Source organism: Bacillus sp. CZDM1, assembly GCF_055502545.1.
The window spans coordinates 207,631-226,275 of the sequence record NZ_JBUESO010000005.1 but is presented as its reverse complement, the minus strand read 5'-3'; the positions used below and the strand labels follow the sequence as shown (position 1 = coordinate 226,275).

The following is an 18,645-nucleotide window of genomic DNA, read 5'->3' as shown; positions in this document are numbered from 1 at the left end:
CGTCACTTGAATAGTAACATAACAGGAAAAAAAGTAAAAATGCTTCCCTTACAAAAATTCGACTAATTCTGCAAATTTCCTGCTAAACCAATAGAAAAATTTAGACTCCCAGCAAATACCGGGAGCCTAAAGTTTATTTATTAAACAATATATCGTTCAGCTTCAATCAGAACATCAGCCGCTTCACGCTTCTTACCAATTACATTGATTGGTGTGTGGCGTGTGAGTTTGCGAAGTGCTGAAACTAGCATACGAAGAGTATCGCCTTGTTCAGTTGCAACCAATGTTTCTTTAGCATGCTGCTCAATTTCGTTAAAAGCTTCTTGACAGAAGATTTGAGTATAAAGAAGCTTTTGTTTATTTTTCTCAAGACCCGTCTTCGCGATTGCCTTTTCCGTACGTAATACGACAGATTCCATTGCATAAGCATTGGAAACAATATCTGCAATATTTGATAAGATTTCTTGTTCTTTATCAAGTGCTTTACCAAATTTTTGTGCAGCTAAACCAGCAGCTAACAAGCCGATTTTCTTGGCATTGCTAACTAAATGTTTTTCTTGTGCAAGCGGCTCATCTCCTGGCTCTTCAGGCATTAACATCATAATTTCTTCTTGAAGCGCCATGGCTTTTTGGAATAATGGGAGTTCTCCTTTGAAAGCCTTTTTAATAAAGGTTCCAGGTACTAGCAAACGGTTAATTTCATTTGTACCTTCGAAAATACGATTAATGCGTGAATCACGGTACGCTCTTTCAATCGTATACTCTTGCATGAAGCCGTATCCACCATGAATTTGGACGCCTTCATCCACTACGTAATCTAATACTTCACTAGCAAAGAATTTATTAACGGAACACTCAATCGCATATTCAGCAATCGAATTAGCTACTAATTTAATGTCCTTCTGCTCTTCCGTTGTAAGCTTTCCTTGGTTATCTTCATAAAGTCCAATCGTACGGTAGACAGAGCTCTCTGCAGCATAGATTTTAGATGCCATTGTACCGAACTTTTCTTTTGTTAAATTAAATTGAGAAATAGCTGTGTTAAATTGCTTACGGCCATTTGCATATTTAACGGCTAATTCAAATGCATTTTTAGAACCGCCAACACCGCCAACAGCTAATTTATAGCGCCCGATATTTAGGATATTAAACGCAATGACGTGCCCTTTTCCATATTCACCGAGTAAGTTTTCTACAGGAACCGGTACATCTTCTAAAATAAGAGTACGTGTGGAAGAGCTCTTAATCCCCATTTTCTTCTCTTCAGCTCCAGTTGAAACTCCAGGGAAATCCCGTTCAACAATGAATGCTGTAAAATGTTCACCATCAATTTTTGTATAGACAACAAATACGTCAGCAAAACCCGCATTGGTAATCCATTGCTTTTCGCCGTTAAGAATGTAATGAGTACCTGCTGCATTCAATTTTGCTGTTGTTCTTGCACCAAGAGCATCAGAACCTGAACCTGGTTCAGTTAAAGCGTAAGCGGCAATTTTTTCACCTGAAGCAAGGGCAGGTAAATATTTCTTCTTTTGCTCTTCGTTTCCAAATAAAACGATCGGCAGTGAGCCGATACCAACATGGGCACCATAGGATAGCGAGAAGCCGCCAGCTTTTGACATTTTTTCAGTTACAAGGGAAGAAGTTACTTTATCTAATCCTAAGCCTTCATACTCTTCCGGAACATCTGCTGCTAGCAGTCCAAGGTCACCCGCTTGCTTTAGAAGTTTGACTGTTCGGTCAAATTCATGGTTTTCAAGATGTTCTAACTGTGGAAGAACTTCTTTTTCGATGAAGTCTTCTGCTGTTTTGGCAATCATTAATTGTTCTTCGTTGAAATCCTCTGGTGTTAAAATACGGTCGTAGGAAATATCGTCGATTAAAAAGCTTCCGCCTTTTATAATTTTTTCAGTTTGTTGTGTCATTATATTTTCCTCCTAATCTTTTATAAAAGTTCAAAAACCCCAGCTGCGCCCATTCCGCCGCCTATACACATGGTTACTACTCCGAATTGTTGATTGCGGCGCTTTAATTCATGAATTAGGGTTAAGGTTAGTTTTGCACCTGTACAACCAAGTGGATGGCCTAGGGCAATCGCACCGCCATTTACATTTACCTTTTCTTCGTCTAGTCCAAGCTCGCGAATAACTTGTAGAGATTGAGAAGCAAAAGCTTCGTTCAATTCGAATAGATTGATATCGGATAATTCTAAGCCAGCCAGCTTAACCGCCTTTGGTACCGCAACAACTGGACCAACTCCCATAATTTCCGGCGGTACGCCGCCTACTGCAAAGGATCTGAATTTTGCTAATGGCTTTAATCCAAGCGCTTCTGCTTTTTCACGGTCCATAATCATTAAAGCCGCTGCACCATCACTTGTTTGCGAAGCATTACCGGCCGTAACCGAACCTGTTACGGAGAAGGCAGGTCGAAGTTTGGCTAATGATTGCAGGTTAGTATCAGGACGTACTCCTTCATCCTGAGAAAACTGAATCGTTCTTTCTACCAACTTATTGTCATTACCTACAGTACGCTGGGTAACCTCTACTGGGACGATTTCGTCTACGAATTTTCCTTCCTGAATGGCCTTTGCAGCTTTTTGATGACTGCGGACGGCAAATGCATCTTGATCCTCTCGAGAAATACCATATTTCTTGGCTACTTCTTCGGCTGTATGACCCATTCCCATATAATACTCTGGAGCAGATTCTGCCAATTTCACATTCGGACGAACCACATGCCCCATCATGGGAATTAGACTCATGGATTCTGCACCGCCAGCAATTGCCGTATCGGTATGACCGAGCATAATTCCTTGTGCTGCATACGCAATCGCCTGCAGGCCAGATGAACAAAAACGATTAATTGTGATGGCTGGTACTGTATGCGGCAAACCTGCTAAGGCACCAATATTACGAGCCATGTTATTCCCCTGCTCAGCTTCAGGCATGGCACACCCAATGATTAAATCATCGATATTTCCTTCATAATTTCCTGCACGTCTTAATGTTTCTTTTACAGCCAATGCTCCCAAATCATCAGGGCGAACATGGGCAAGGGTTCCTTTCTTTGCTTTGCCTACCGGGGTCCGAGCTCCGGCTACGATTACCGCTTCTCTCATTTCGTTCCCTCTCTTTCCTTGTATATTAGCAATCTATTTGTCTAGCTTCCTGCGCCAAACGCGCTTCCGCTTTTTTATTTAATTACGAAGTGGTTTTCCTTTAACTAACATGTGCTGCATACGCTGTTGTGTTTTTTGTTCTCTTATTAAGCTTAAGAACGCTTCTTTTTCTAAATCCAATAAATATTGCTCATCTACTTCTGTTCCAAATGGAACTTTTCCGCCAGCAAGCACATAGGCAACTTTTTTGGCAATCTTCAAATCATGCTCTGAAATATATCCAGATAAGAACATTGCTTGTGCTCCAAGTAACAGTGTAGCGTAGCCTGTTTCACCCACTACCGGTACCTTTTTCCGTGCCTTTTGTACATAACCCTGCTCATGTAAGGCGAGAACAGCCTGCTTGGCATCGTACAATTGATGATCTCCATTGACACTAATGCCATCAGATAATCCTAAGAAATTATTTTCACGCGCTTCCGCACCAGAGGTTGATACTTTTGCCATAGCGATGGTTTCAAACACTTTATTGGCAACAGCTTGAAGGTCAAACGGAACACCATTTGGCATACCTTCTAAATGCTTAATATAAAGCTCTTTATTACCGCCGCCGCCAGGAATTAAGCCTACACCGACTTCAACCAGCCCCATATACGTTTCAGCAGATGCTTGAATATGCGCTGCAGGTAAACAAACTTCTGCTCCCCCTCCAAGGGTCATCGCAAAAGGTGCTGCGACAACTGGTTTTGCACTATACTTAATCTTCATCATCGCATTTTGGAATTGGCGGATCACCATATCAAGCTCATAGATATTGTCATCCTGTGCTTCCATTAACATCATCGCAAGGTTCGCACCAACGCAGAAGTTCTTACCTTGGTTTCCAATGACAAGTCCTTTGTAATTTTTCTCAACTTCATCAACTGCAAAGTTAATCATTTGGATAATATCAAGACCAATCGCATTACTTTGGGAGTGGAATTCTAAGAGCGCTACTCCATCACCTAAGTCAATTAAGCTTGCTCCGCCATTCTTTTTAATAACGCCTTTTTGCTTTTTTAATTTCTTCAAATCAATTGCTTTTGGATTACTTTCAACTAGTCGGTATTCACCATTGTTGTAAAAGAATCGTTCGCCATTCTCTTCTAAGTAGAACGATGTATGTCCTTTATCAAGCATATCTGTTATCCACGCAGGGATTTCTTGACCATCCTTCTTCAACTTCTCTAAAGACTTCTCTAAACCAATGGCATCCCATGTTTCAAACGGACCCATTTCCCAGCCGAAGCCCCATTTCATGGCACGATCAATATCAACAATTGTCTCCGCAATCTCGCCTAAGAGCTGTGCTGAGTATACAAGAACCGGACTAAAGATGTTCCATAATAGCTCCCCAGCACGGTCCTCAGCGTATACAAGCGCTTTCAATTTATTTGCAGTTCCTTTTTCCTGCTTACTTAATTCTGTTGCTATTGTTTTCAGCTTTTGACGTGGAATATATTCTAATGTAGCAGGGTCTAGTTCAAGAATCTCTTTACCTTTTTTCAGGAAGAAACCTTGACCGGACTTGCTTCCCAGCCAGCCTTTTTCAAGCATGGTTTTCATGAATGCAGGAACTTCAAATACTTCCTTTTCTTTTCCTGATACTTTTTCATAAACATTACCGGCAACATGCGCGAACGTATCTAAGCCGACGACATCGAGCGTACGAAAGGTTGCACTAGAAGGACGACCGACTAATGGTCCTGTTACAGAATCAACTTCCCCAACACTATAACCGCCCTTTAGCATTTCTTGTACAGTGATAAGGAGGCCATAGGTTCCAATTCGGTTTGCAATAAAGTTTGGAGTGTCTTTTGCAAGCACAACACCTTTTCCTAATACGTCTTCACCAAATTTTTTCATGAATGAAATGACTTCCGGGCTAGTATATTGAGTAGGAATCACTTCAAGTAATTTTAAGTATCTTGGCGGGTTAAAGAAGTGGGTACCAAGGAAATGCTTTTGGAAATCCTCTGATCTTCCTTCTGCCATCGCTTCAACCGAGATTCCAGATGTGTTTGAGCTGATAATGCTGCCTAGTTTCCGATATTGGTCAACCTTTTCAAAGACCTGTTTCTTTACATTTAGATTTTCAACGACAACCTCGATTACCCAATCCACATCTTTTAATTTAACTAGGTCATCTTCAAGGTTACCTGCTTCAATAAGTGCCAGATTCTTTTTTACAGCTAGCGGCGCAGGTTTTTGTTTCAATAATTTTTGAATCGATTGGCTGCTGATTCGATTACGGACTTGTTTATGTTCGAGCGTAAGCCCTTTTGCCTTTTCATCGTCGTTTAACTCTCGAGGTACAATATCCAATAATAATGTTGGTATACCGATGTTTGCTAGGTGAGCTGCAATCCCTGATCCCATTACTCCTGATCCTAGAACAGCCGCTTTTTTAATAAGTTGGTTCAACATTGTCTCCCCCTCACAGGTTTTGAATGAACACTCATTCATTTTTTTGTCAAAAAAAATTCACAAATGTATGAGTTCTGCTACTTATTACTATAGAATATTTCAAAAATTTGCGCAATAAATAAACGCGGAAAAAATTAATTTTTTTTTGTAAAAATGTTATTTCATAAAATAGTGGAATTGGGCACCCTAAACCTGAGGTGATGAAGTATGGGAAAAATGAAGAAAGACCCATCTAAAAAAGGCGTAAGCGCCGCTAGCGTTCAAGGAAACGCTGGTCCTGGCGGAGAACAAGCCGATAAAAACAAAGTTAACAGCCAAAATAATCAATATAAAAGGTAATTTTAAAAATGGCTATGTTATTATTCATTGTTGATTTTCGGGTAGGGTTGATAATTTCCTAAGCGGAGAATTTCCGGCTAATGTATATAAAGGAACCTTAAGAAGCAGATATAAGCGGAAATATTCCGGTTAACTGCTTTAAATAAGACAAAATCCAATGATTTTGGATACAATAAGCGGAAAAACTCCGCTTATTATTAAGGAAATATGGGTATTTCCCAATTTAAACCGAAATTCTCCGCTTATTTTCCAAACACAGTAAAATCAACATTCAGCTTTAACACAGCCAAAAAAATAGAACCAGAGGCTTTTCTGTCTTTGGTTCTATTTTTTTGCTGCATTACGATGCTGCTCGTTTAATTCCTTAATTTCATTAATGATTGTTTTCATTTCTTCCTTCGCATCTGGGTATAGTTCATTCCAGTGCTTCGCTAAGGCCGGCATTGATTTAGCAATATGTGTATACAGTGCCCATGCCTTTACCTTTTCCATTGTCTCCTCATTAGACTCGCCAACAAGCAGTTCACTATATTTTTCAAGTAACGCTTTGAATTGCTCCGCAAATATTTTCTCCATCATAACACACTCCATCCTTAGCTATATGCGTACAAGGACATGTTTTACAGCGTTTCGATCCAAGTTGATAGGTAAAACAACATGTTTTTCTTATCCTTATCTCATCTTGATTGTTCTTTTCGGAATAATACTTCTGGATTGGATTTAGGTGGTAGCTGCCAAACAAGTTACCTTCTGCTTCCATGATTAAGAAACGGAAATCACTTTGTACAATTGGATTTTCGCTTTCCTTTAACTCGGTCTCATAGAGCCAGAATAGATAGACAGCGATATTTTCCCACAAAATCAGTTTCGAAACCTTAAACGTTTTTTCAAAATGCTCGATGATTGGGTAGATATTGTTTGCAAAAAGGTCGCGATAAACACTTTTCCGCCATTCATCCCGGTCTTCACCATTCCATTCCTCGATGGCTGTATCCTTTAATGAAATCATTGGCAGCCAGTCTTTACCAGGTTCCGCTTCTTCCATTTCAATATTGCCCAAAGATAAATTCAGTTTCTTATTAGCGGTCGTCATTGCAAAAAGGGAAATAACGGCTATAAATGCATATCGCTTAATAAAAATGGAAGCAGCTGTTCTTTCTGAAGAAGCACCCATTGATAATGCTAAATTTTTCATGAAGTCAGTTGCAAAAGCCTTTTCCATTAAACTTCCAACGTTAAATGATTTACCTGTCTTAGGTCTGAGCCTATATTTCTGTAATGCACTCAGATCATTTTCTATCAGTATTTTACCCATTAGACACGGCCGCCTTTTGAAGGATACTTCTTCCTTTTCCATAAGGAATACAAAGCGGTGTTCCGAATAAAGGATCCATTGTCACTTCACAATCCATACCAAATACATTTTTGACAAGGCTGCGGTTGACTACGTACTCAGGCTTTCCTTGGGCATACACCTTTTGACTCTTTAGGGCAACGATATTGTGTGCGTAGCGGCATGCCAAATTAAGGTCATGCAGGACCATTACAACTGTTCTTTTTCTCTTTTCATTCAGTTCAAAAAGAAGGTCCAGAATTTCAATTTGGTGTGCCATATCCAAATAGGTGGTTGGTTCATCTAAAAGAATAACATCTGTATCCTGTGCCAAGGTCATCGCAATCCAGGCTCGCTGCCTTTGGCCCCCTGAAAGAGAATCAACGGGCCTCTCTTTCAAACCCTCTAGTCTGGTAGCCTTTAAGGCCTCTTTGACCTTTCTCTCATCTTCTTCTGACCATTGTTTTAACCATGATTGATGTGGATAGCGTCCTTGTTTTACAAGCTGAAGAACAGTTAACCCTTCCGGTGCTGTCGGTGACTGTGGCAAAATTGCCATTTTCTTGGCAACCTCTTTTGTGGAAAGCTTAGCAATTGCTTCCCCCTCAAGAATAACGGCACCCGACTTTGGCTTAAGGAGGCGGGCAATCGAACGGAGAAGAGTAGACTTTCCACAGCCATTTGCTCCAATAAACACGGTAATTTCACCTTGAGGAATTTTTAAATTTAACTCATCAATGATGAGTGTCTCCCCGTATGAAAGTGACAGATTTTTCGTTTCAATCGCACTCTTCATTTTCCCAACCCCTTTAGCTTTTTTTCTTAAGCATTTCTAGTTTTAAAAAGCAAGTATATAAAATAAGGTGCACCAATTCCTGCCGTAAAAACGCCTGCAGGAATTTCCAATGGTGAAAACATCGTTCTGCCTATTAGATCTGCAAGCATGACGAGAATTCCACCAATTAAAGCAGAAGCCGGAAGTAATGCTCCAAACGAAGATCCAACCAATCTTCTTGCCATATGCGGCGCCATTAATCCTACAAACCCAATACCTCCTGCAAAGGCAACGGATCCGCCGATTAAAGCTGTGCTAATCATCAATAAGAAGAATCTTTGTCTTTGAATCTTACCGCCTAAACCTGTCGCAACTTCGTCCCCAAGTTCTTGGATATTAATCGTTCTAGCGGCAGCAAAGGCAATAATTAGAAACACCACTGCCCATGGAAGCAAGGTGACTACATTATTCCAATTGGATCCATAAACCGTACCCGTTATCCAAATGTTTGCCTGACTTGCCTGATAAATAGGGCCCATGATCATCATTAAGGTTGTTAACGCTTGCATCAGAGTAGAAATTCCAATCCCAATTAGGACAAGCCTGATAGGTGATACCCCATTTTTCCAAGCCAAGAAGTAAACTAAAAAAGCAACAACTCCAGCACCTAAAAATGCTGCTAATGGCAGCCAATTAATACTTACCGTTAACGCATTACTTTCATCACTAAAAAGTGCAAGAAATGCTACTACCGCTACACTTGCCCCTCCGGTAATACCAAGCACGTCAGGTGAAGCTAGAGGGTTTCTAATCATCCCCTGTAAGATTCCACCTGCAACCGCTAAGGAGATACCAACAATCAATGCGATAATAATTCGAGGCAGACGAAAGGATGTTATGATTAGTGTTTCCATTTCAGGCCCGCTGCCTGCAAATACTTTTAAAACAGTAAGTGGATTAATTTTCATTTCCCCGATTGCGGTACTGACAACAAACACAATGAATGCAACTAAAATTAGTGCAAAAAAGGTAAGGGCAGCTTTACGATCGAGTAGAAAGGATATTTTCCCGTTAAAGCAGCGAATATTTTTGTATTTACTCATCGCGCGTTGAACCCCTTCCTTGCTATGTAAATAAAGAATGGAGTTCCGATGATCGCTGTCATAACCCCAACTGGTACTTCAGAGGGCATAAGTACATATCTTGCTGAAATATCAGCAGCTACTAATAAAATAGCTCCTAAGATTCCTGACAAAGGAATCACCCAGCGATGGTCTATTCCGATGATAGACCTGGTTATATGAGGAATAACGATCCCCACAAACCCAATTGGACCAGCAACGGATACAGCTCCGCCTGCGAGCAGAATGACAATCACACCTACCAAAATTTTCAAAAGACCTGTTTTTAAACCAAGTCCTTTTGCTACGTCCTCCCCCATTGAGAGAATATTCATTTTCCCGGCAATCAGTATGGATGCAATCCAGCCAATTCCTAAATAAGGTAAAACAGATACAAGTGTCTCTAACTTGCGCCCAGCAACAGATCCTGCTAACCAAAACAAAACTTGCTCAAGTGCTGCCTCATCGATTACAAGCAACCCTTGCGTAAATGATGAAAACATAGCCGCAATGGCGGCACCTGCTAAGGTCAGTTTCATCGGTGTTAACCCTTCACGTCCTACGGACCCAATGGCATAGACACTTATGGCAGCAATGGCAGCTCCTAGAAAAGCGAGTCCACTAAATGCCTGCAGACTTGAAACAGAAAATAGAGTGATGGATACCACAACTACAAAGCCTGCACCTGCATTAATTCCAAATATTCCTGGCGAAGCGAGCGGATTTTTGGTTAACGTTTGCATTAATACCCCCGAAATCGCCAAGCTTGCACCAACTGCAGCAGCAATGAATGCTCGTGGAAGTCTCACGGTTTGAATAATAATATGTTCATTTGAGCCATTATAATGGGTAAAGGCATCGATGGCGGTAAGTAATGTTGTTTCCGTATAGCCAAAAATGACGCTGGCACACATGAAAAACAACAATAAGAGGACGGAGATTACTAAACCTATCCATCGTAGTGCACTATTTTTTAAAAGCATTGTTGGAAACCTTTCTTAACAAATTTATAGTATAAATGCTTTTTACTACCCTAAGTTTATAATCTGTTGATAATGATTGTCAATGAGGATGATAACCATTTTCATTTATTTGCACATACGTCTAAAAGTTTGTCAAAGATTTTGAAAATCATTTTAAATGAAATCGTTGACAACCTCCTATATCCAATTTATTATTAGTTTGTAATTGAAAATGATTATCATTAACATTTAAAAACAGGGAGGATACATACTTAATGAAAAACGTAAAGACGCTCTTACCTTTCCTATCCATTATCGCCATTTTCTTATTGGCGGCATGCGGTGGAACGGAAGAGAAAACAACGGAAAAAGAAGAAACACCAAAGACAACAGAAGAAACGAGTTATACCATTGAACATGTAATGGGATCAACAACGATTAAAGGCACCCCTGAAAGAGTAGTTATTCTAACGAATGAAGGCACAGAAGCCCTTTTAGCACTGGGAGTTACTCCTGTTGGTGCAGTAAAATCATTTACAGGTGACCCTTGGTATGACCATATTGCGGATCAATTAAAAGACACTCAAGTGGTTGGTGTAGAAAGTGAAGTTAATGTAGAAGCCATTGCTGCTTTAAAACCTGATTTGATTATCGGTAATAAAATGCGCCAAGAAAAAATCTATGATCAATTAAATGCCATCGCACCAACTGTTTTTGCTGAGACACTTCGCGGTGACTGGAAAGTAAACTTTGAACTTTACGCGAAAGCTTTAAATAAGGAAGAAAAAGGTAAAGAAGTATTAGATACGTACAATACCCGAATTGCTGATTTAAAAGAACAGCTTGGTGATAAATTAAACATGAAGGTTTCAATGGTTCGCTTTATGGCGGGTGAGGTTCGTATTTATCACAAGGATACCTTCTCTGGTGTAATTTTAGGCGACCTTGGATTTGCTCGTCCTGAAAGCCAAAATGTTGATGATTTTGCTGAAAGAAATGTAACCAAAGAACGAATTCCAGCTATGGAAGGTGATATCCTCTTCTATTTCACTTACGAAACCGGTGATGGGAAAGGCTCTGAGCTAGAAAAAGAATGGATTGCTGACCCACTATTCAAAAACCTTGAAGTAGCCAAAAAAGGTGAAGTACACAAGGTGAGTGACACCATTTGGAATACAGCTGGCGGCGTACTCGCAGCAAACCTAATGCTTGATGATATCGAGAAAATCTTCTTAAAGAAATAATCTCATAAAAATAGCGCGAGGACCTCAGTCCTCGCGCTATTTTTTATGCAGATGTTGAAAACATATATTTTTTATAGTGATAGCGGATTGAGAAAATTAATCCCAGCCCCAGCATATTCCCCATTAACGAGCTGCCTCCATAGCTAATGAAAGGTAATGGAATACCGGTTATTGGTAAAACACCAATTGTCATCCCAATGTTTTGGAAAACGTGGAAGGTAATCATACTGATGACTCCAACACAAATGTACGTGTAAAAATTATTCTTTGTTTCCATTCCAACCTTGGTAATATGATAAATCAACAAGAAAAATAAACTTACGAGCACACTTGCACCAATAAAGCCATACTCCTCGCCAACGACACTAAAGATAAAATCGGTATGGCTTTCAGGCAAATAAACTTCTCTATTCCCGTATCCCTTACCACCCGTTTGTCCGGAGCCAATCGCTAAGAGTGATCGTGTCAGCTGGTAACCTGCTGAGCTTTGAAAGTTATAGGGATCCAGCCAGGAATAGATACGGCTAAATTGATACTGCTTCACACCTAAATATTTTTCAAGAATCTCAGGCTTTATCAATACAAAATAAAAAATGACCGAAATAAGTGCCGTTCCAATTGAAAATATTGGTACTAATAATTTCCATGTTATGCCGGAAATAAAAATCATTCCTAAAAGGATCGCTAAAAATACGAGCGAAGTCCCTAAGTCTTGCTTAATAATAAGTATTAAGGGAACCATTGTGACGATACCAAGCTTTATTAGCAGCCAAAAATCAGTAGCAATCGTTTTAACTGGGTTCTTATGGTGATGATCCTCAATTACTTTTGCTAACGCTAAAATAATAAAGATTTTGACAAACTCAGAAGGCTGGAGTGAACCAATCCCAGGTACCTTAAACCAGTTTTTTGCACCATTGATCACCGGGGCAATGCTTTCTGGAGCTATTATTAAAAGAACAAGTAGAAAAATTCCTACTCCGTAAGCATACCAAGTTAATTTTTTTAACTGGTCGGAGTCGAGCCTAATAACGGCGGCAATAATTCCACACCCAATTCCATAAAAGATAATTTGCTTTACAAGGAAGTTACTGTCATATTGACCGCTTGCCTGCGCACTATAAATCGATGCACAGCTAGCCAGAAATAATAAAATTAAGATAAAAACAAGACTATAATCAAGTTTTGAAGTTGTATTTTTAGATGTTGTCATCATTCACACCCCTTTACGTCAAGGAACTTGTACATTATCTCATTATATTTTTTATAAGTACAAAGTACAACTTATAACCTAGGATTGGTTTAATTTACATATGATAAAAAAGTGGAAGTGCCTAAGCTTAGACACTTCCACGGTCAAAGAAATATTTACTTTTAATATCATCTGCCATCCAATGTAAATTATTAGGTACCTGTGGAATTCCGTAGCCGATATAAAGCGGAGTGGTGACAAACCTGGGGACAATTTTAACATAAATTCTTCTATTATAATGGTGAAAGAAAAGATTATAACTACTCGCTTTAAATGGGAAGTTATTTAGAATATAATGGACCGTCTTTTGAAGATGGACCCCAAAGGTTTCATTGTAGCTGGAATCATCCATATCGATATTAAACTCATAAAAGCCTACCTTTGGCTTTGTCGATAAAGTCAACCTGACCCCGCTTATTTCCTCTATAACAATACCCTCAAACACTTCCTCCGTTATATTTTCCTTATAGTTAATATCATGTAACCCAATTATTTGCATATGAGGATGTGCTATGGTCCCCCCTGACAATGGTCCATAGTTTTTAAATAAAATTACGGATTCATATTTTCCCGTTCTATCTAATTCAAGCCAATTTCTCAAGGCAAATTGGAGCAATTTATGTAGATATGGAAGTTCATAGGAAGATAATTCGCCATGACAATCATCTGTTTCAATTAATACCGTTTGGTAGGCATTCTCTAAAACAGGATATTTATTTTTCAAAAGAATGATAGGTCCATCTACTTCAATCAGATCTGTTAACTCCTCGCGCGCACAAAAAGGGCATGCCTGCTGTTTATTTCTTATACTTTCTGGTTTCTTAACTCCGATAGAAGTATCAAAATGTAGATGGCAATTTTTCAAGTTTCCAGCTCCTCTCCAAAGTACTTATCTCTATTTTATGGGAGATTCCGCTCCTTTTGCACTATTTTTGACTTGGTAATATATAAAAATTTTATTGGCTATTTGTTGGTATTCATGCATATCTTTACAATGTACAGGCTTATGCTGCAGAAAGAGAGGATGGCTATGTTAAGTAAATTAGAAGCATTCATATTAGGGATTATCCAAGGGTTAACTGAATTTTTACCAATTAGCAGTACGGGACATTTATATTTAGGCCGGAATTTATTCGGGTTACAGGAAGCCGGTCTATTACTTGATACGATGCTGCATGTTGGTACCTTGCTGGCTGTTTTTGTCTTCTATAAGGATGAGTTTGTGAAGATTATTAAAAATCCCTTTAGTAAGCTTACCTTCCTGTTAATCGTTGGAACCATTCCAGCTGTTGTGATTGGCTTACTTTTTAAGGATTACTTTGAGGAGATTTCGAAGACTGGAGTTACCATTGGATGGGAGTTTTTAGTTACCGGTTTGTTTCTTTGGATTGCCGATTCAGCAAAAAATGGCTATAAAAAGATGGATGATATTAGTTATACCGATGCTCTGATCATTGGATCCTTTCAAGCGGCTGCAATATTCCCTGCGATCTCACGCTCCGGGTTTACGATTGTGGCTGCCTTATGGAGAAAGTTAGACCGTGAAACAGCTGCCTATTTCTCCTTTCTGTTATCTACACCTGCCATTGCTGGAGCAGTTGTTCTTCAATCATTGGATTTATTTGACGGTGCCGGAGAAGAAATCTCACTATCTGCGTTGATTGTTGGTATCCTATCCTCTGCCCTTTTCGGTTATTTTGCCGTAAAGTGGATGATTGGATATCTAAAGAAACATTCATTAAAACCGTTTGCTATTTATGTCTGGGCTCTAGGATTTGCGGTGTTATTTTTCCAGTTTACAGGGAAATTCTAAAAAAAATGCGGCTCGATTTCTCGAGTCGCATTTTTGTTGTATTAAACTGTAACTGTTTCTTTCGTCATTTCTTTTGCCGCTTCGATGGCTTGTTCTTTGGCCTTTGCCATAATTTCAGGTACTTGTTTCGGGAAGTGGTCCATTCCTTCAGCGAATACTGTTGGCATTACTTCCATTCCTAAGAATCCAAGTACTTTCGTTAAGTACCGATCGCCGAATTCAAAGTCAACCATTGGGCCCGTTGAGTAAATTCCGCCGCGTGTTTGAATATGGATGGCTTTTCGATTGGTAAGCAATCCTTTTGCACCCTCATGCGTATTAACAAAGGTCTTGTTCACGATAAATAAATTATCAAGGAAGGCTTTTAAAATAGCCGGTGATCCAAAGTTCCAAATTGGTGTAACAAATACATAATAATCAGCTGCAATAAAGCGGTCTGCTAATGCATGCATGGCAGTAATTTGTTTTTGTTCAGCCTCTGTAAGTTCGTCAAAGGTTTTGCCCATGAAGGATAATTTTGCGCGGGCATATAACAAATCCATATCAATTTGTGGGATATCCATATCATATAAATGCATATGTTCAATTTCTACTTCAGGCTTTTGTTTTCTAAACTCTTCAAGAAAAGCCTCGCCAAGCTGCATCCCTTTCGATAGCTTTATATCATTTTTCGGGTTAACGGTAATGTATAGAAGTTTAGACATCTGATCCCATCCCTTTTTATAAATATTCATCTATCCATATAGTACAACAAACTTCCTTGTTCACCGATGAACAATCAGTGAAGTTTATGGAGATATTGTGAAATTTATCGATTATCAGTGAACAAAACGTGACAAATCCAAATGAAAGTAAACAAAACTTAACGAAACTCAACAAAAATCACACGTAACATTGTATATTTATATTATATTTATATCGTAAATAGAGAGGAGTCATATCCGATGGATGGAAAAGCCTACACACCAGATGAAGTAGCTCAACTGTTCCAAATCTCAAAACATACTGTATATGAGCTGATTAAGCGAGGTGAATTACAAGCATTTAAAGTCGGAAACAAAATGAGAATCGAGCATTCTGAAATCGAGAGATACAAGGAATGCACAAAAGCACCTGCTAAAAAAACACAGGCAGATCAGCCAGATACACATTCCGCTTTCCCAATAAGGCTATCAGGAAGCCATGACTTCCTAGTAGAGCATTTTGTTAAACAAACATCTAAAGATCTGAATCTGCAAATTCAACCAACCTACATAGGCAGCCTTGAAGGGTTAATGATGCTATATCGTGGTCAATCCGATATTGCTGCCATCCATCTATTAGACCCGGCATCACAGGAATATAATTTACCATTTATTAATCAACTCTTTGTTTATGAAGCTATCTCTGTCATCCGATTTGTCTCAAGGGAGCAAGGCTTTATCGTAGCAAAGGGAAATCCAAAAAACATTGCAGACTTTCATGACCTCACCCGAAAAGATGTGCAGTTTGTTAATCGCCAGAAAGGTGCTGGGACAAGATTTCTCTTAGACTCCATGCTCTCAAGTAATAGAATTGCCCCAACAGAAATAAATGGTTACACAAACGAAGAATGGAACCACCTTTCTACCGCTTCTTATATTAGCCGGGGGATGGCGGATGTAGCTTTCGGAATTCAATCAGCAGCAAGCCATCTAGGACTTGATTTCATTCCGATTGCAAAGGAACAATTTGACCTTGTGTTCCGGTTTACAAATGAAAACAAACAAAATCTTACTAACTTAATTAACTACCTACAGTCACCTGAATTCAAAAGCAGTTTAACTGATTTAGAAGGCTATGATATCGAAGATTTAGGAAATGTCATCTATCAAACTAGTAAAATGGAGGAAACATCATGTTAAAAAATCGTTTGTTTGCTACACTATTTTTATTCATGCTGCTTATCCTTTCTGCTTGTGGCAACTCCGAAAGTGATCAAGCTAACGCTGAACCTGCGGAATTAATCCTTGCAACAACCACTAGTACTCAAGATAGTGGTCTATTAGATGAATTACTGCCAATTTTTGAAGAAGAAAACAACGTAAAAGTTAAAACGATTGCAGTCGGTACAGGACAAGCATTAGAAATGGGTACTAAGGGTGAAGCAGATGTCCTATTAGTACATGCTCCTAAATCAGAGGAAGAGCTTGTAACTAGTGGTGATGTGATTAATCGCAAACGTGTTATGTACAATGACTTCATTTTAGTAGGACCTAAAGATAATCCGGCAGATGTAAGCGGTGAGGACATTAACGCAGCATTCAAAACAATCTCAGAGGTAAAAGCTAATTTTGTAACTCGCGGCGATGACTCTGGAACACATAAAAAAGAACTTGGAATATGGACAGCAGTAAATATCCAGCCTGCTGGCGACACTTATATCTCGACTGGGCAAGGTATGGGAGCTTCTTTACAAATTGCTAACGAGAAGAATGGTTATATATTAACGGACCGTGCGACATGGTTAGCTCAAGAGAAAAACTTAACAAACTTACAAATCGTTGTTGAAGGCGGCAATGATTTAATGAATATTTACCATGTCATGCAGGTTAATCCAGAAAAGCACGACATGGTTAACAGCTCCGACGCAGAAAAATTTGTAGAATTTATGATTGATAGTGAAACTCAAGATGAAATTGAAAGCTGCGGTAAGGAAGATTACGGTCAATCTTTATTCTTTAAATACACTGAATAAGTAAAGCGGAAGGATGTAAATCAGGATGGAACTAATTTTGGATGGATTACGGAAAGCAATCGAGATGATTCTCACGGGCGATAGAGAGATTCTCGAAATAACGTGGCTGACTCTTAGGGTTTGCTTTATGGCCATCCTGATTAGTTCCCTGATTGGCCTCCCGCTGGGAATGCTGCTTGGACTTACCAGGTTTAAAGGCAGAAAAGTAATCCTAGTGTTCATTAATATCGGCATGGGCTTACCCCCGGTTGTTGCCGGGTTATGGATCACCATGCTTTTATGGCGCTCAGGTCCGCTGGGACATTTACAATTGCTTTATTCTCCAACAGCAATTGTCATGGCACAAGTGCTCGTATCCCTGCCAATCGTTACAGGCTTAACAAGCTCTGCTTTTCAACAAATTAACGATAAAATGCTTTTACAAATCAAAGCACTCGGTGCAACAAAAATACAAACGATCGCGATCCTTCTAAAACAAACTAAGATTGCCATTGTTGCTGCAATCATGGCAGGCTTCGGCCGTGTCATCGCTGAGGTTGGTGCTGCAATGATGGTAGGCGGAAATATTCAAGGAGATACACGAATTCTTACTACTTCTATTGTCATGGAAGTATCAAAAGGTAACTTTGATGTTGCTCTGGCGATTTCCTTCATTTTATTAACTGTAGCGTTATTGATCACTGCAGCCTTAACACTGTTACAGCAAAGGAAGCGAGTATCATGAATCCATTAATTGAGCTTAAAAACATTCGCTATCAGGCAAATTCAAAAAGTATTCTAGACATCCCTCATTTTCAGATTCAAGAAGGTGAATTTCTCGGAATCATGGGACCTAATGGTGCTGGTAAAAGTACCTTGCTTAAAGTAATGGCCATGCTTGACAGTATTAGTAGTGGTGAGATTTTATACCGCGGGCAAGCCGTTCCTAATGGAACTCCCTCACTTGAACTGCGGAGGAAATTCTCCGTCGCCTTACAGCAATCGTTACTGTTAGAGGGCTCTGTTTTTCAAAATATTGCAATTGGACTAAAGCTTAGAAAGGTTCCAAAAGCAGTTATTAAAGAAAAGGTAACTTTGTGGATGGAGCAGTTTCAAATCACTCATTTGGCAAAAAAAAATGCTCATTTCCTTTCAGGCGGTGAGGCGCAGCGTGTAAACCTCGCTAGAGCGATGATTGTCGAGCCAGAAATACTTTTTCTTGATGAACCTTTTTCAGCATTAGATTTTCCAACAAAAATTAAATTAATGGATGACTTTAAAGGAATTATTGAAGGTTCCGGAACGACAACGGCCTTCGTGAGTCATGACCTGATGGAAATCAATTATCTAACGAATACTCTGGCGATTATCGTAAGTGGAGAAATCAAGCAGTATGGACCTACCCAAAGAGTCCTTGAACACCCCAATTCAGCGACTTCTCCTTTCCTAAATGAATGGAAGAAATTCTATCCCTTACACTCTAACAACCAAAAGCCGCTATCCCTAATGAGATAGCGGCTCTAT

General features: G+C 39.4%; 18 protein-coding genes. 7 read left to right on the top strand and 11 right to left on the bottom strand.

Annotated elements, in window-relative coordinates:
• Positions 1–140: 140 nt before the first annotated feature.
• The 3 genes from ACY3XC_RS13740 to ACY3XC_RS13730 all read right to left on the bottom strand — a co-directional run bounded on the left by ACY3XC_RS13740 (position 141) and on the right by ACY3XC_RS13730 (position 5,587).
• On the bottom strand, positions 141–1,925 hold the full coding sequence (locus ACY3XC_RS13740) for an acyl-CoA dehydrogenase family protein (protein WP_464869062.1): 1,785 nt from the start codon (positions 1,923–1,925) through the stop codon (positions 141–143).
• Between the two features lie 20 nt (positions 1,926–1,945).
• Positions 1,946–3,121 (bottom strand): acetyl-CoA C-acetyltransferase, encoded by a 1,176-nt coding sequence (locus tag ACY3XC_RS13735; protein WP_464869061.1) that lies wholly within the window; start codon positions 3,119–3,121, stop codon positions 1,946–1,948.
• Positions 3,122–3,199: 78 nt separating this feature from the next.
• On the bottom strand, positions 3,200–5,587 hold the full coding sequence (locus ACY3XC_RS13730; RefSeq protein WP_464869060.1) for a 3-hydroxyacyl-CoA dehydrogenase/enoyl-CoA hydratase family protein: 2,388 nt from the start codon (positions 5,585–5,587) through the stop codon (positions 3,200–3,202).
• A gap of 207 nt (positions 5,588–5,794) precedes the next feature.
• Between ACY3XC_RS13730 and ACY3XC_RS13725 the strand changes: the two genes are divergently transcribed.
• A complete protein-coding gene (locus ACY3XC_RS13725; RefSeq protein WP_179156442.1) occupies positions 5,795–5,926 on the top strand; it encodes a YuzL family protein in 132 nt (43 codons plus the stop codon).
• Positions 5,927–6,250: 324 nt separating this feature from the next.
• Here ACY3XC_RS13725 and ACY3XC_RS13720 read toward each other — a convergent pair whose 3' ends face one another.
• Genes ACY3XC_RS13720 through ACY3XC_RS13700 form a run of 5 tightly spaced genes read right to left on the bottom strand, consistent with a single transcriptional unit; the run spans position 6,251 to position 10,138 of the window.
• The gene (locus tag ACY3XC_RS13720) at positions 6,251–6,502 is read right to left on the bottom strand and encodes a DUF2573 family protein (RefSeq protein WP_179156443.1); all 252 of its coding nucleotides are present in this window, start codon (positions 6,500–6,502) and stop codon (positions 6,251–6,253) included.
• Positions 6,462–7,241 (bottom strand): IucA/IucC family C-terminal-domain containing protein, encoded by a 780-nt coding sequence (locus tag ACY3XC_RS13715; protein WP_464869059.1) that lies wholly within the window; start codon positions 7,239–7,241, stop codon positions 6,462–6,464. Before ACY3XC_RS13715 ends, ACY3XC_RS13720 begins: the two co-directional genes overlap by 41 nt.
• Positions 7,234–8,055: an ABC transporter ATP-binding protein gene (locus ACY3XC_RS13710; protein WP_464869058.1), complete on the bottom strand. Its 822-nt coding sequence runs from the start codon at positions 8,053–8,055 to the stop codon at positions 7,234–7,236. Before ACY3XC_RS13710 ends, ACY3XC_RS13715 begins: the two co-directional genes overlap by 8 nt.
• A gap of 26 nt (positions 8,056–8,081) precedes the next feature.
• Complete coding sequence (locus tag ACY3XC_RS13705) at positions 8,082–9,137, bottom strand: FecCD family ABC transporter permease (protein WP_464869057.1); 1,056 nt, start codon at positions 9,135–9,137, stop codon at positions 8,082–8,084.
• Entirely contained in the window at positions 9,134–10,138 is a 1,005-nt protein-coding gene (locus ACY3XC_RS13700) for a FecCD family ABC transporter permease (protein ID WP_464869056.1), read from the bottom strand. The genes ACY3XC_RS13705 and ACY3XC_RS13700 overlap by 4 nt, the downstream gene beginning before the upstream one ends.
• A gap of 254 nt (positions 10,139–10,392) precedes the next feature.
• On the opposite strand from ACY3XC_RS13700, the gene ACY3XC_RS13695 reads away from it, so the two are divergent.
• Positions 10,393–11,361 (top strand): ABC transporter substrate-binding protein, encoded by a 969-nt coding sequence (locus tag ACY3XC_RS13695; protein ID WP_464869055.1) that lies wholly within the window; start codon positions 10,393–10,395, stop codon positions 11,359–11,361.
• 43 nt (positions 11,362–11,404) lie between these two features.
• Here the strand turns inward: ACY3XC_RS13695 and ACY3XC_RS13690 are convergent, their stop codons facing one another.
• Entirely contained in the window at positions 11,405–12,574 is a 1,170-nt protein-coding gene (locus ACY3XC_RS13690) for an FtsW/RodA/SpoVE family cell cycle protein (RefSeq protein ID WP_464869253.1), read from the bottom strand.
• Between the two features lie 127 nt (positions 12,575–12,701).
• Entirely contained in the window at positions 12,702–13,478 is a 777-nt protein-coding gene (locus ACY3XC_RS13685) for a DUF4931 domain-containing protein (RefSeq protein WP_464869054.1), read from the bottom strand.
• Positions 13,479–13,643: 165 nt separating this feature from the next.
• On the opposite strand from ACY3XC_RS13685, the gene ACY3XC_RS13680 reads away from it, so the two are divergent.
• Positions 13,644–14,426: an undecaprenyl-diphosphate phosphatase gene (locus tag ACY3XC_RS13680; RefSeq protein ID WP_464869053.1), complete on the top strand. Its 783-nt coding sequence runs from the start codon at positions 13,644–13,646 to the stop codon at positions 14,424–14,426.
• 41 nt (positions 14,427–14,467) lie between these two features.
• Here ACY3XC_RS13680 and ACY3XC_RS13675 read toward each other — a convergent pair whose 3' ends face one another.
• Complete coding sequence (locus ACY3XC_RS13675) at positions 14,468–15,130, bottom strand: FMN-dependent NADH-azoreductase (RefSeq protein WP_464869052.1); 663 nt, start codon at positions 15,128–15,130, stop codon at positions 14,468–14,470.
• Between the two features lie 240 nt (positions 15,131–15,370).
• On the opposite strand from ACY3XC_RS13675, the gene ACY3XC_RS13670 reads away from it, so the two are divergent.
• Genes ACY3XC_RS13670 through ACY3XC_RS13655 form a run of 4 tightly spaced genes read left to right on the top strand, consistent with a single transcriptional unit; the run spans position 15,371 to position 18,636 of the window.
• A complete protein-coding gene (locus tag ACY3XC_RS13670; protein ID WP_464869051.1) occupies positions 15,371–16,309 on the top strand; it encodes a substrate-binding domain-containing protein in 939 nt (312 codons plus the stop codon).
• Complete coding sequence (locus ACY3XC_RS13665) at positions 16,303–17,142, top strand: ABC transporter substrate-binding protein (RefSeq protein WP_464869050.1); 840 nt, start codon at positions 16,303–16,305, stop codon at positions 17,140–17,142. Before ACY3XC_RS13670 ends, ACY3XC_RS13665 begins: the two co-directional genes overlap by 7 nt.
• Positions 17,143–17,167: 25 nt before the next feature.
• Positions 17,168–17,866, top strand: a complete 699-nt coding sequence (locus tag ACY3XC_RS13660; protein ID WP_464869049.1) for an ABC transporter permease — start codon at positions 17,168–17,170, stop codon at positions 17,864–17,866.
• Complete coding sequence (locus tag ACY3XC_RS13655) at positions 17,863–18,636, top strand: ABC transporter ATP-binding protein (RefSeq protein ID WP_464869048.1); 774 nt, start codon at positions 17,863–17,865, stop codon at positions 18,634–18,636. The genes ACY3XC_RS13660 and ACY3XC_RS13655 overlap by 4 nt, the downstream gene beginning before the upstream one ends.
• Positions 18,637–18,645: the final 9 nt, after the last annotated feature.